The organism is Geodermatophilus aquaeductus, assembly GCF_900182545.1.
Lineage (GTDB): Bacteria > Actinomycetota > Actinomycetes > Mycobacteriales > Geodermatophilaceae > Geodermatophilus > Geodermatophilus aquaeductus.
Map to the genome: position 1 here is coordinate 218665 of NZ_FXTJ01000006.1, position 13142 is coordinate 231806.

General features: G+C 76.9%; 10 protein-coding genes. 5 read left to right on the forward strand and 5 right to left on the reverse strand.

The window, feature by feature from the left end; translation table 11 throughout:
• Window positions 1–103: 103 nt before the first annotated feature.
• Both FN207_RS16430 and FN207_RS16435 read right to left on the reverse strand, forming a co-directional pair.
• Window positions 104–2764 carry a SpoIIE family protein phosphatase gene (locus FN207_RS16430; protein WP_246066107.1) on the reverse strand — a complete coding sequence of 887 codons (2661 nt, stop codon included), beginning with the start codon at window positions 2762–2764 and terminating at the stop codon, window positions 104–106.
• Window positions 2765–2771: 7 nt separating this feature from the next.
• Window positions 2772–3569 carry an alpha/beta fold hydrolase gene (locus FN207_RS16435; protein ID WP_246066108.1) on the reverse strand — a complete coding sequence of 266 codons (798 nt, stop codon included), beginning with the start codon at window positions 3567–3569 and terminating at the stop codon, window positions 2772–2774.
• Window positions 3570–3729: 160 nt separating this feature from the next.
• On the opposite strand from FN207_RS16435, the gene FN207_RS16440 reads away from it, so the two are divergent.
• Window positions 3730–4446 (forward strand): hemerythrin domain-containing protein, encoded by a 717-nt coding sequence (locus tag FN207_RS16440; protein WP_142459547.1) that lies wholly within the window; start codon window positions 3730–3732, stop codon window positions 4444–4446.
• A 126-nt stretch (window positions 4447–4572) separates the two neighbouring features.
• On the opposite strand, the gene FN207_RS26350 is transcribed toward FN207_RS16440, so the two are convergent.
• Entirely contained in the window at window positions 4573–4725 is a 153-nt protein-coding gene (locus tag FN207_RS26350; RefSeq protein WP_185938380.1) for a hypothetical protein, read from the reverse strand.
• Between the two features lie 249 nt (window positions 4726–4974).
• Here FN207_RS26350 and FN207_RS16445 point away from each other — a divergent pair, with 249 nt between their 5' ends.
• From FN207_RS16445 to FN207_RS16460, 4 genes are all read left to right on the forward strand, one after another.
• Window positions 4975–5652: a hypothetical protein gene (locus FN207_RS16445; RefSeq protein ID WP_142459548.1), complete on the forward strand. Its 678-nt coding sequence runs from the start codon at window positions 4975–4977 to the stop codon at window positions 5650–5652.
• 54 nt (window positions 5653–5706) lie between these two features.
• A complete protein-coding gene (locus FN207_RS16450) occupies window positions 5707–6438 on the forward strand; it encodes an alpha/beta fold hydrolase (RefSeq protein ID WP_221888243.1) in 732 nt (243 codons plus the stop codon).
• Window positions 6439–6547: 109 nt separating this feature from the next.
• Window positions 6548–8860: a HelD family protein gene (locus FN207_RS16455; RefSeq protein WP_142459550.1), complete on the forward strand. Its 2313-nt coding sequence runs from the start codon at window positions 6548–6550 to the stop codon at window positions 8858–8860.
• A 58-nt stretch (window positions 8861–8918) separates the two neighbouring features.
• Window positions 8919–10082: a hypothetical protein gene (locus FN207_RS16460; protein WP_142459551.1), complete on the forward strand. Its 1164-nt coding sequence runs from the start codon at window positions 8919–8921 to the stop codon at window positions 10080–10082.
• 78 nt (window positions 10083–10160) lie between these two features.
• On the opposite strand, the gene FN207_RS16465 is transcribed toward FN207_RS16460, so the two are convergent.
• Together FN207_RS16465 and FN207_RS16470 are read right to left on the reverse strand one after the other, a co-directional pair.
• Window positions 10161–11381: a cytochrome P450 gene (locus FN207_RS16465; RefSeq protein WP_142459552.1), complete on the reverse strand. Its 1221-nt coding sequence runs from the start codon at window positions 11379–11381 to the stop codon at window positions 10161–10163.
• A gap of 38 nt (window positions 11382–11419) precedes the next feature.
• A complete protein-coding gene (locus FN207_RS16470) occupies window positions 11420–13054 on the reverse strand; it encodes an SIR2 family NAD-dependent protein deacylase (protein WP_142459553.1) in 1635 nt (544 codons plus the stop codon).
• Between the last annotated feature and the right edge of the window lie 88 nt (window positions 13055–13142).

Genomic DNA, 13142 nt, shown 5'->3' on the forward strand with positions numbered 1-13142 from the left:
GGCAGTTGTCACCGTCGGTTGTACAGGCCACTGCCGTGTCCCACCCAGGCGCGGGGGTGTCGGATGTCCCACTGCGCGGCCCGCATCCGGACGGCCTGGTCCCTCAGCGGTCCTCGTCGCGGGAGGGGTCGCCGGGGAAGGCGTCGCGGGTGAGCAGCCGCAGCCCGTCGGCGACGTCGCCGGCGACCGTCGTCAGCCGGTCCACCGCGCCGGTGACCAGCCGGCGCACCGCGGCCGGGTCCAACCCGAGCACCGAGCCGAGCCCGGCGGCGACGTCGAGCCCCGGGAAGGCGACCGGCGGGGCGGGCACCTCGGTCCGCCCGGGCGACCACCGCATCGCGTCGCCGGAGACGCTGACGTCCCCGCTGGCCCCCTCGAGGGCGTCGGTCAGGTCACTGCGCGCCTGCTCCACGGCCGCCTCCTCGCACCCGGCCCCGATCACGGGGCGGTGGCTGCGATGGTCCGCCGCCCGGCCGGGAGCCGCCAGCGGATCGGCCGGCAGCCGGGTGAGCACGAGCAGAGCGACGTCGTCGGCGCGGCGGGGGCCGGCCAGCGCGTCGAGCAGCCGGTCGCAGAGCGCGCCCGGGTCGGTGGTCGGGCCCTGGACCGCGACGGCGCGCAGCCGCTCGAGGCCTGCGTCGAGGTCGGCGGTGCGGCTCTCGACCAGGCCGTCGGTGTAGAAGACCAGCGTCGCGCCCGGGGCCAGTCGGCCCGCCCACTCCGGCGCCGGGCCCGGCGGTGCGCCGAGCAGCCGCCCGGGCCGGACGTCGAGCAGCTCGGCCCGCCCCCCGGCGACCAGCAGCGGCGGCAGGTGACCGGCCGAGGCGATCCGCAGGTCCCCGGTGGCGGGGTCGAGCCGGGCGAACAGCGCGGTGGCCATGCGCGGCAGCCCGAGCAGCGGCCAGCTGCCGTGCAGCCGGTCGACCAGCGCCGCCGGCCCGGGCAGGTCGACCAGCAGCGCCCGGTGCACGCTGCGCAGCTGGCCCATCGTCGCCGCGGCCGTCACGTCGTGGCCGACGACGTCGCCCACGGCCAGCGCCACGTCGCCGCCGGGCAGCGGGACGACGTCGTGGAAGTCGCCGCCGACGTCGGCGCCGCGGCTGGCCGGCAGGTAGCGGACGGCGAGGGCGTAGCCCGGCACCTCCGGCGGCGTGGGCGGCAGCAGGCTGGCCTGCAGGGTGTGGGAGGTCCGCCACTCCAGCTCGTAGCGCTGGGCGACGTCCATGCCCTGCGACATCTGCAGGGCCAGCTGCTCGGCGGTCTCGACGTCGGCCTCGGTGAACAGGCCGTGGCGCGCGTCGGCGCCCAGCGAGATCACCCCGAGCGGCCGGTTCTCCAGCACCAGCGGCACGCAGATGAGGTCGGTGAGCTCCAGCGCGCGGGTGACGGCCAGGTGCCGCGGGCTGGTGGTGAACCGGACGAGCTCGGCCTCGTCGACGCCGCGCAGCCAGATCGTGCGGTGCTCCACCATGGCCCGCACGCTCGGGTGGGCGCCGTCGCGGCGGGGCAGGTGGACGTCGCGGAGCTCCTCGATGAGGTGGCGCCGGGCCGGGTCGGCGTGCGCGACCACCGGCTGGACCAGCCCGCCCTCGGTCATCAGGTCGACGACGCACATGTCGGCCAGGCGGCTGACGGCGAGCTCGGCGATCCGCTCGATCGTCTCGGCCACCCCGTGCCCGGCGGCCATGAGCCGGGCGGCGTCGAGCAGGAACGCCGAGCGGGTGGCCTGGCGGGCGGTCTCCTGGTGGAGGCGGACGCGCTCCAGCGCCTGCCCGGCCTGCCGGCCGAGGGTGGCGAGCAGCTCCGCGTCGGCCTCCGGCAGGGCGCCGCGGGTGCCCGGCTCGGCCAGGCTGATCAGCTCGCTGTCGCCGACGACGCCGAGGACCAGCACGAGCGCCCCGAGGTGCCGGTCGTCGGCGGCCGACACCGGGACGACGACGACCGCGTCCTGCGCGGCCCCGATCAGCGCCCCGGCCAGCTCCGGCCAGGCAGCGCCCAGCGCCGGCCCGACCGGCACCGTGCGCACCCCGCCGGAGCGGACGAGGTCCGCCCCGCCCTCCGCGGCCGCGGTCAGCTCGGCGAGCAGCGCGGGCCCCAGCCCGTCGCTGGCGGCCAGGACCACCGGCACCGGCCCCTGCCCGGAGACGTGGTCGGGCCCGGGGACGGCCAGCCACAGGCCGGCGCCGCTCGCGTCGACCGCGGCCCGCGCGCGCCGGACGACGACCTCGGCCACCTGCTCCGGCGAGGCCGCCGCGGCGAGCTCGGAGACCACCTGCTGCAGCGTCCGCGCCCGCCGCTCGGACTCCGTCGCGGTCCGCTGCGCCGCCAGCAGCGCCCGCTCGTAGCGCCGGCGCGAGGTCGCCTCGAACACCGTGGCCCGGACCAGCAGCGGCCGGCCACCCTCGTCGCGGACCTCGATGGCGTTGAGCAGGCACGGCAGCACCGAGCCGTCGGCGCGGACGACGTCGAGGGCCGCCTCGCGCACCGCGCCCTGCAGGCGCAGCAGCGGCGCGAGGTGGGTCTCGTAGAAGACCCGGCTGCCGGCGCTGAGCAGGTCGGGCAGCCGCAGGCCGACGACCGCGCCGGGTGTCAGACCGGTCCAGTCGCAGAACGTCCGGTTGACCTTGACCACCCGCCCGTCGGGCAGCAGCGACAGGTAGCCGCACGGGGCGTGCTCGTAGAGGTCGGCGGGGTCCTCCACCAGCAGCCGGGCCAGTTCCTCCGGCTGCTCGAGCCGGTCCCGGGGCGCAGACGGGTCTGTCACGGCCGGATCAGAGGGTGCGCAGGAACGCCCGGATCGCCGCGGCCGTCTCCTCCGGCGCGGACAGGTGCGGGCAGTGCCCGGTGGCCGACAGCCGCGTGAACACGCTGCCCGGGACCCGGGAGTGCACGTAGCGGCCGACGACCTCCGGCGCGATGGCGTCGTCGGTGCACTGCAGCACGAGCGTCGGCACGCGGACCGCCGGGAGGTCGTCGCGGTTGTCGGAGAGGAAGGTGACCCGGGCGAAGTCGCGGGCGATCCGGGGGTCGGTGCGGCAGAAGCTCTCGGCCAGCTCGAGGGCCACGTCGGGGTTGTCCGGGCCGGCGACCAGGGGGGCCAGCGCCGCGGACCACTGCGCCGGGTTGCTGTCCAGGGACTCCAGGAGTGCGGCGACGTCGGCCCGGCTGAAGCCGCCGGTGTAGTCCTCGTCGTCGACGTAGCGGGGGCTGGGCCCGACCATCACCAGGGCCCCGAAGCGCTCCGGCGCCGTCAGCACCGCCAGGACGCCGATCATCGAGCTCACCGAGTGGCCCACCAGGACGACGTCGGTCAGGTCCAGCTCCCGGACGACCTCGACGAGGTCCTCGGCGTAGCCGCGCAGCGAGCCGTGCCGCTCCGGGTCGTAGGCGGAGAGGTCCGATCCGCCCGCGCCGACGTGGTCAAAGGTGACCACCCGGTGGTCGGCCGCGAAGTGCGGCACCACGGCCCGCCACATCGTCTGGTCGCAGCCGAAACCGTGGGCGAAGACCATCGGCCGGGCGGTCCCCGGCCCACTCACGCGCACGCAGTTCCGCGTGGCCACGCTCACACGGCGACCGTAACGGACGACTGCGTCGCTGTCCCCGCCCGGCTCGCCCCGTTCGCGCGCCGACCCCTGTCGCGCCGTCCGGCGGGCTCCTACCCTGCCCTCGTCGCCGGTAGCGACCGATCCGGTTCCGACCTCCCGACCAGCCGCATCGAGGTGCCCCATGACCGTCGCGACGGCTCCCCCGCGTCCCGCTCCCGTGCGCCCGGCCGCCACCCGCGCCGGCGACTCGGAGCGCGTGCTGCACCGGCTGGTCCGCCGCGAGCTGCGGCTGCTGGCCGAGCTGTCGACCTGGGCACCGGCCGGCGACCCCGCGCGCGTGGCCGCCCTCACCCGGCACGCCGACCTGCTCGGGCGGGTGCTCCTGGGCCACCACGCCGTGGAACGCGACCTGCTGTGGCCGGCCCTGCTGCGCGCGCTGCCCGCCGACCTCGCCGGGCCCGCCCGCGACCGCGTCGCCGACTGGACCGCGCGCTGCGCCGCCGTGGACAACCGGCTGCGCGACCTGTCCACCGCCGCACGGCAGTGGGCGGTGGCCGGCACTCCGCCGGCCCGCGACGCCTTCGCCCTCACCTGCCTCGACCTCGCGGCCGCCGTGGACGCGCAGACCGCGGCCGAGGAGCGGGACCTGCTGCCGCTGCTGGAGGCGCACCTGCCCGCCCGCGAGTGGACGGCGGTCACCCGGACCGTGCGGCCGGCGCTCAGCCCGCGCGAACAGCTGACGGTGCTGGGGCTGGCCCTCGAGGACGCCGGTCCCGCGGAGCGGGCGCGGCTGCTGTCGGGACTGGGCCGGGGGACCCGGCTGGTGTGGCGGCTGGTCGGCCGGTCACGTCACCGCGCGGCCGTGGTCCGGCTCCGCGGGGCACCGCCGGCCCGGTAGGCGCTGGAGGAGAGCGGGCGCGACGACGGGCCCGCCTCCCAGATCGGCCCTTCTACCGCTCCGAGATCGGCCCCTCTGCAGGGCCCCACGGCGAGCTCGCGAGTCGTGGGGGGCAGAGGGGTCCTTCTACCAGCGGGACGTGCCGCAGTCGCGGCAGCGCTTCTTGGCCGTGGTCGTGGAGCCCTGGCAGTTCGGGCAGGTCCAGGTGGCCACGGCGGCGTGCTCGGTGGTGCGCTCGGTGGTGCGCTCGACGGGACGTTCGGTCGTGGTGGTGCTCATGGGTGTACTCCCCTGTCGTCCGGGAGCCCCCGACGGTAGGCAGCCGGGATGACGGGGAGGTGTCCTGCGGGTTGCGGGACGTCACGGTCTCCCCTGACTCCTCCGCCATCCCGCCACCGAGCACTGGCAGGGCACTGGTGGGGCGCTGCAAGTGGGGCGCCCCAGTCGGGCTGCAGTCCCGCACATGCGGTGCGCGCGAGCGTCCTCGCAGCGAGCCGGACCCCGGCTCCCGACCGAGGAGACACTGCCATGACCCGCACTGCTTCCACCCGCTCCCGCCTCACCCGCGCCCTGCTGCGCACCGCCGTCCCCGCCACCGCGGTCGCCGCCGTGATCGCCACCGCGGGCCCGGCCTCGGCCGGCGGCACCGAGTACAACGCCTACGACACCGACGCCAACGGCTGGATCGACCTCTACGCCTTCGACGACAGCGGCGACTGGTACGAGGACACCTGGGCCGTCGACTGGGACGAGGACGGCTACGTCGAGCAGGTCGCCGTCGACACCGACCTCGACGGCTGGGCCGACACCTTCGCCTTCGACAGCGACGAGGACGGCTACGTCGAGGAGGTCGGCGTCGACACGACCGGCAACGCGCTGCCGGACGTGTGGGGCGCCGACACCGACTACGACGGCTACGTGGACGCGGCGGCCTACGACGTCGACGACGACGGGTACGCCGACTACTCCGAGGCGATGGCGCCGACCTCCTACGCCTACGCGTCGGTGACCTACGTCTTCGCCGAGGCCGACGGCTGGACCTACTGGGAGCTGTCCGTCGAGTACGGCTACGGCCTGACCAGCGGCCACGACTCCGACGACACCGGCATCGAGGCGCCGAAGGCCGGCACGCTGCAGATCACCGCCAACACCGCCGACGACGACGCGGTGACCGACGCCGTCGACGCCCTGGCCGGCCTGTTCTGACCTGCAGATGAGTGCCCACCGATGAGTCGGAGAGCCGGCGCCGGTCGGGAGGACGTGGGCACCTCCTTCCTCCTCGTCCCCGGCGCCGGCGGCCGTGCCTGGTACTGGCACCGGCTGGTCCCCGAGCTCGAGCGGCGGGGACACCGCGCGGTCGCCGTCGACCTCCCGGCCGGCGACGACGCCGCGGGACTCGAGGCCTACGCCGCCGTGGCGACGGCCGCGCTGGACGCCCTCGTCGCAGGAGGGGACGGCGCGGACGGGGACGCCGTGGTGGTCGGGCAGTCGATGGGCGGCCTCACCGCACCGCTGGTCGCCGCGCGGCGGCCGGTCCGGCTGCTGGTCCTGCTCAACGCGATGGTGCCCCGCCCCGGCGAGACCGGCGGCGAGTGGTGGGACGCCGTCGGCCAGGCCGCCGCCCGCGACGACCTGGCCCGGTCACAGGAGCGCGCCGTCGACGCCGACCCCGACGCCGACTTCTCCCACGACGTGCCGCCGGAGGTGTGGGCGGCCGGCGCGGAGCACGCGTTCGCGCAGTCGGGCACGCCGTTCACCGAGCCGTGGCCGCTGGCCACCTGGCCGGACGTGCCCACCCGGGTGCTCGCCGGCCGCGACGACCGCTTCTTCCCGCCGGCGCTGCAGCGGCGGGTGGCGCGGGAGCGGCTGGGCCTGGAAGTCGGCGAGGTGCCCGGCGGGCACCTGTGCGCGCTGAGCCGGCCGGAGGCGCTGGCTGCCGCCCTCGACGGCCTGGTGGCGCAGACCTCGTCCCGACACGCGGACCGGACGTGACAGGACGGGGGTGAATGGCGCAGGATGGTCGATTGCCGCGCGCGCCGGAAATGGCGGGCGAAATGGCACCGAAAACGAACTGGCGACCATTCTAGCAGAGGGAAGTGCATTGCCGGCGACCCCGTCCGACGTCGTCCCCGACCCCGACCTGGCCCTCGAGCAGGAGTACGTCACCGACCTCTACACCCGCCTGGACGCCGCCCGCGACCTGGCCGAGCGGCGCTGGCGGCAGGCGATCTCCTGGCCCGCCGTCGACCCGCAGGCGCTGCAGGAGCGCGACGCCACCGTGCGCTTCCACGGCGAGCGGATGGTCGCCTTCGACGCCGCCGAGGCCGGGCTGTGCGTGGGCCGCATCGACCGCGCCGACGACGGCGGGGCGCTCTACGTCGGCCGCATCGGCCTGCCCGGCGACGACCCCGCCCAGGACCCCGCGCTGGTCGACTGGCGCGCCCCGGCCGCGCGCCCGTTCTACGTGGCCACGCCGGTGCACCCGCTGGGCATCGTGCGGCGCCGGCACATCCGCACTCGCGGGCGCACCGTCGTCCGCCTCGACGACGAGGTGCTGACCACGGGCCTGGCCGGCTCGGGGCTCACCGGCGAGGCCGCGCTGCTGTCGGCGCTGGACGCCTCGCGCACCGGGCGCATGACCGACATCGTGCGCACCATCCAGGCCGAGCAGGACCGGATCATCCGCAGCGACGCCGCCGGCGTGCTCGTCGTCCAGGGCGGCCCGGGCACCGGCAAGACCGCGGTCGCGCTGCACCGGGCGGCCTACCTGCTCTACACGCACCGCGAGCGGCTGGCCCGCCGCGGCCTGCTCGTCGTCGGCCCGACGCCGACCTTCCTGCGCTACATCGCCGACGTGCTTCCCTCCCTCGGCGAGACCGGCGTGCTGCTGTCGGGCCTCGGCCAGCTGCGCCCCGGGCTGGACGCGCGCGGCGAGGAGTCACCGCAGACGGCGGCGGTCAAGGGCCGGCTGGAGATGGTCGACGTGCTGCGCGCCGCGATCGCCGGCCGGCAGGTGGTGCCCGACGGCCCCCGCGAGGTCGAGGTCGACGGGTTCCGGCTGCGGCTGCGGCCGATCGACGTCACGCGCGCCCAGGCCGCCGCCCGCCGCGCCGACCCGCTGCACAACCTGGCCCGGCCGTTCTTCGTGCGGCGGGTCGTCGACACGCTGACCAAGCGGTACGCCGACCGGCTCGGCCGCGACGTGCAGGCCGGCGCGGAACTGCTGGACCGGGAGGACGTCGCCGCGCTGCGCCGCGAGGTGGCCGAGCACCCGGCCGTGCGCTCGCTGCTGGCCGAGCTGTGGCCGGTGCTCACCCCGGAGCGGCTGCTCACCGACCTGTTCGCCGACCCCGCGCGCATCGCCGCGGCCACGCCGGGCTGGTCCGACGTCGACCGCGCGCTGCTGCACCGTCCCCGCGGGTCGCAGTGGACGCCGGCCGACGTCCCGCTGCTGGAGGAGGCGGAGGAGCTGCTCGGCTTCGACGACAGCGCGCAGCGGGCCCGCGCCGACCGGGACCGGCAGCGGGCGCTGCGCCGCGCGCAGGAGACCCTCGACGTGCTGCACGGCTCCCGCTCGGTGGACCTCGAGGACGAGCACCTGGAGGCCGAGGTGCTCAGCGCCGGCGACCTGCTGTCGGCCGAGGACCTCGCCGACCGGCAGCGCGAGCTGGACCTGCGCACCACCGCCGAGCGGGCCGCCGCCGACCGCACCTGGACCTTCGGCCACGTCGTCGTCGACGAGGCCCAGGAGCTGTCCCCGATGGCCTGGCGGCTGCTCGTGCGCCGGTGCCCGACCCGGTCGATGACCGTCGTCGGCGACGTCGCGCAGACCGGCAGCCTGGCCGGCGCGCAGCGCTGGGACGCCGTCCTGCGCCCGCACGTGGGCGACGCGTGGCGGCTGGAGGAGCTGACGGTCAACTACCGGACGCCGGCGGAGGTCATGGAGGTGGCCGCCGACGTGCTCGCCGCCACCGGCACCGGGCTCACGCCGCCGCGGTCGGTGCGCACCGGTGGCACGCCGCCGGTCGCCGAGGTGACCGGGGAGGCGGAGCTGGCCGAGCGGGTGGCCGAGGTGGCCGCGGACCTGGCCGGCCGGGAGGGGACGACGTCGGTGCTCGTGCCGCCGTCACGGCGGGCCGGCGTCGTCGCGGCGCTCGGGGCGCTGCGGCCGGACGTGCAGTCCGGCCCGGGCGCGGACTCCTCGCTGGGACCGGTCGTGCTCGTCCCGGGCGAGGCCAAGGGCCTGGAGTTCGACTCGGTGGTGGTCGCCGATCCGCAGGGCGTGCTCGACGAGGGCGTGCGGGGGCTCAACGACCTCTACGTCGCGCTCACCCGCGCCACCCAGCGGCTGACCGTGCTCTCCCCCGGCCCGCTGCCCGCGGTGCTCGACCGGCTGGCACCCGCCGTCGTCTAGCGGCCGTCCGCAACCGGCGCGGCAGCGGCTCACAAGGCGGGTCCGGAGGCTGGGCAGCGTGTCCCGGTCCCGTCTGCTGAGCCCGCTCCTCCTGCTGCCCGCCGTCGTCCTCGCCACGGCCTCCTGCACGGCCGCCCCGCCGGTGCAGGAGGCCGCGCGGATCGTCGTCACGGTGCCCGGCGACGCCCCGGCCGGCGACCACGCCGACCCGCGGGCGGTGCTGCCCGGGCCCGACGGGACGCTGCTGGTACTCGTGGCGGGCGCCGTGCCCGAGGCCGGCGCGGCGCTGGCCGTCGTCGGCACCGCGGACGCCGCGGTCCGGTCCGTCGCCCCGCTCGCTCCCGGCACCGACCCCGACACCGCGTTCGGCTGGGAGGGGTCGGCGGTCGTGGCGGGGGTGGTGTGGCCGGGGTCCGGACCGGTCGCCTACGCGCTGCAGGTGGTCGACCCGGCGTCCGGCGCGGTCACCGCGACCGTGCCGGTCGAGCTGCCCGAGGGCGCGACGCTGAGCGGCACCTCGGCCGTGCTCGGCTCCGACGGCGTCCTGTACCTCGCGGTGTCCCGGATCGACGACGGCCCGGTCCTGCTCACCGTCCACCCCGCCACGGGCGAGGTCCTCGCCTCCGCCCCGCTCGACCTCGGCGACCCCGGCGAGGGCGCCGACCTCGTCGCGGTGACCGACCTCGCCGTGGCGCCGGACGGAGAGACGGTGGCCGTCGTGGCGCAGGTCCTCGACCGGCAGGGAGCCGGGCGCTCCGACGAGCACGCGGTGGTGCTGACCGTGGACGCCGGCCTCGCGCCGCTGCGGGACCCGGTGGTGATCGCGCCGGAGTGGTCCTCCTCGCTCGCCTCGGCGGTGAACGTCGGGCGCGACGGCACCGTGTACGCGACGGCCTCCGGCCGGCCCGAGGGCACCCGGTCGGTCGAGTCCCTCTGGGCGATCGCGCCGGGTGGGGACACCGCGACGTCGCTGACCGGCGACGACGACCTCGACGTGGCGGTGGCGGACCTCGCCGTCGCCGGCGGGACCATCTGGCTGGCCGGCGGCACGGTCGCGGGCGCGCTGCTGAGCTCCGCCGACGCGGCCACCGGGGACGTCAGCGATCCGCTGACGCTGTGCGACGACGGGGTCGGCTCGGTCGCGGCCGGCAGCGACGGCCGGGTCGCGTTCGCCGCCCGCTGCGACGGCGAGGCCGTGCTGTGGCTGCTGGAGCCCCGCTGACGCCCGGCAGGACTCCTCCCGCGGCGACTCGTGCTCTGCCCACAACTGTGGGCAGAGCACGAGCGTGCGCGGGAGGAGTCAGCGGGGGCGCATCACCACACCGCTGGCCGGGCGGGCCGGGATCCGGTGCAGCGCGATGGTGAGGTCCTGGTCGGGTGCGGGGTCGGCCTCCAGCGCGGCCAACCGGGGCGCCAGCGCGGCGAGCAGCGCCACGGTGATCTGCTCGCCCGGGCAGCGGTGGTTGGTGCGCGCGTCCCCGCCGCCCTGGGGCACGAGGTCGAACTCCCCGATCTCGCGGCCGAGGAAGCGCTCGGGCCGGAAGGCGTAGGGGTCCTCCCACAGCTGCGGGTCGTGGTTCTGCCCGTAGAGGTCGAGCAGCACCATCGCGTTCCTCGGGATCGACTGCCCGCCGAACTCCAGCCGCTGCGGCGCCCGGCCGCCGATGAACGGCGCGAAGGGATAGAACCGCCGCACCTCGTGCGCCCACGCCTCGGCGAACGCCGGGTCGGCGCCGGCCAGCCGCTTCCGGTACTCCGGCCAGCGGGCCAGCGCGTGCCCGGAGAAGGCCATGAACCACGCGACGGCGGTGGTCGGGCGGATGACGTTGAGCAGCTCGACGGCGGCCAGCCGCGGGTCGAGGTGCCCGCCGTCGGCGTCGCGGTGGCGGACGACCGTCTCGAGCACCGAGCCCGGCGGCGTCGCCGTCCGGCCCGAGCGGACCTCGCGCACGACCGTCGCCAGCCAGTCCTCGCGCCGGCCGCGGGCCCGCCGGGCGCGCCAGTGCCGCGGCCCGCCGGTGGCGAAGCCGTCGACCATCGCGAGGAGGTCGCGGGTCAGCGCGGGCACCTCGGCGTCGTCGAGCGGGACGCCGGCCCACCGGGTGACGGCGCCGGCGATCACCCGCGCCGACTCGTCGAAGACCACGAACTCCGGACGGGTCGCCCACTCCCGCGCGGCGTCGTCCCACGCGGCGGTGGCCCGGGCGGTGAGCGCGTCGATGCCGGCGCCGTCCATGAGCATGGCCACGAACATCGCCTTGCGGACCCGGTGCGCCTCGCCGTCGAGGGTGTGCACGGCGCCCTTGCCGAACAGCGTGCCCTGCACCGGCTCGGGGATGGCGTGCGCGCGGCTCACGTGGTCCTCGTCGTAGAGGAACCGCGCCGCCTCGGGTCCCTGGATCCCGACCGCGGGCAGTCCGCCCAGCCTCGTGCCGACCGCCTGCCTGCCGTGCGCGCGGCGCAGGTCGGGCAGCCAGGCGTAGCCCTTGGTGAGCAGGGCGATCGAGTTCTCGAGACGCATGCGTCTCGCCGTTCCCCTCGCGAGGACGGGTCAACCGCTCACCCGGGACGCTGGGCCTGCAGCCGGTCGTCGCGGCGGTCGGTCGCCTCGTCGGCCGGCCCGTCGGCGTCCGCGCCGTCGCCCGGCCCGTCCTGGCGCCCCGCGGAGCGCCCGGCGCCCAGCCGGCGCAGCAGGGCGGCGACCTCCCCGGCCGCCGACGGCGTCCCCGCGCCCTCGGGCAGCACCTCGGACACCTCCTGCAGCGCCTCGGCCAGCACCCGCTCCTCGTCCGACAGCATCCCGCGGTAGGCCGGGTCGAGCAGGTAGCCGGTGGGCGGGGTGGACAGGCAGCCGATGAGGTCGAGCAGCACCTCCAGCCGGCGCGCGGCCTCCGCCGGGGGCGTGTCGCCCCGCGCCATCGCCACCGTCTCCACGTCCTGCTCCCACAGCCGGCTGCGCGCGGCGTCCTCCTGCAGCGCGAGCACGGTGCCCGACGGGTGCCGCGCCCCTCCGTCGGAGCCCTGCACGGCACTGCGCACCTGGTGGGCGATGCGGATGAGGTCGTCGTCGAGCATCGAGGTGCCCACGAAGAGCACGTGCCGGGTGAGCAGCAGCGAGTGCAGGACGCCGGCCAGCGCGGCCCGCGAGTCGCCCAGCTGCAGGTACTCCTCGCGCGTGAGGACGATGCTCTCGGGGTGCGCGGCGTCGCCGTGCAGCTTGAGCAGCCAGGGCCGCCCGGGCCGGGCCTCGTCGTAGGGCAGCACCGACAGGTCGCGGCCGATGTCGGCGGCGGCGAGCTCGACCAGCGGGTCGTAGTTGGTGGTCACGAACTCCTGCACGGGCAGGTCGGCGATGAGCGCGTGCGCGAGCGCGTACGGGCCGGGGCCGAAGCGCTCCTGCACGAAGTCCTCGAGCCGCTCCCGGCCGAGCTCGCGGGCCAGCAGCGCCGCGGAGTCCTGCGGCGGCAGCCGGGACAGCCCCTCGCGCAGGTCGTCGTCGAGGCCCGAGTGCCCGGCCAGCTCGTCGAGCAGCTGCTCCCAGGTGGGCAGCCCGGCCGCCGCGCTCACCCCGGCGCCGATGAACAGCGCGAGCTGGCCGCGCCGGGCCCGCTCTCCCAGCTGCTCGGCCAGCACACGCAGCGGATCGGGCAGGTCCCAGCCGGCGGTGTCCTCCCGGCGGATGCGCTGGGCGGCGGCCAGGTCGCTGGGCCCGCGCAGCACCAGCGCGACGTCGAAACCGTGCTCGTCGGCCGCCTCGCGCAGCACCGGCAACAGCTGCTGCAGCAGGTCGCCGCGCCGTCCGGCCGCCCCGCCCCAGCCGGTGCCCAGCGCCGGCAGCCCGACCAGCCGCCGCGCCCGGCCGTGCACCGGCTCGGCCACCTCGCGGCGGGCGACGGCGGCCAGCGCCTCGCGGGCGCCGTCGAGCAGCCAGCCGAGCCCGCGGCCGCAGTCGTCGACGGTGTCGAGCAGCCAGGCCTGCCGCGCGCCGCTCCCGGGGACCGCGAGCACCCGCTCCTCGCCGTGCCACGCCAGGTGCACGCGGACGCCCTCGGCGTCCTCGTCGGTCACCAGGTCGTCGGGCAGCAGCGCCCGCCAGCTGCGCGCGATCCGCAGGGTGCGGCCGGTGGGCACGAGCACGTCGTCGCAGGACAGGCGGGTGAGGTCGGCGCCGACGACGAAGACGTGTCCACTCACGCCCGCTCCCCTACCCACCGCCCCGTCAGCGGAACGGCCTCAAGCCGGGCGCAAGCCCGCTCCGAGGTCCCGATCCGAGGGTGACGCC

What these genes read in the sequence shown, in the direction of transcription:
- FN207_RS16440 (WP_142459547.1), top strand. Translation starts at nt 3,730, where the DNA reads ATGACCGTCGCGACGGCTCCCCCGCGTCCCGCTCCCGTGCGCCCGGCC.
- FN207_RS26350 (WP_185938380.1), bottom strand. Translation starts at nt 4,725, where the DNA reads ATGAGCACCACCACGACCGAACGTCCCGTCGAGCGCACCACCGAGCGC.
- FN207_RS16445 (WP_142459548.1), top strand. Translation starts at nt 4,975, where the DNA reads ATGACCCGCACTGCTTCCACCCGCTCCCGCCTCACCCGCGCCCTGCTG.
- FN207_RS16465 (WP_142459552.1), bottom strand. Translation starts at nt 11,381, where the DNA reads ATGCGTCTCGAGAACTCGATCGCCCTGCTCACCAAGGGCTACGCCTGG.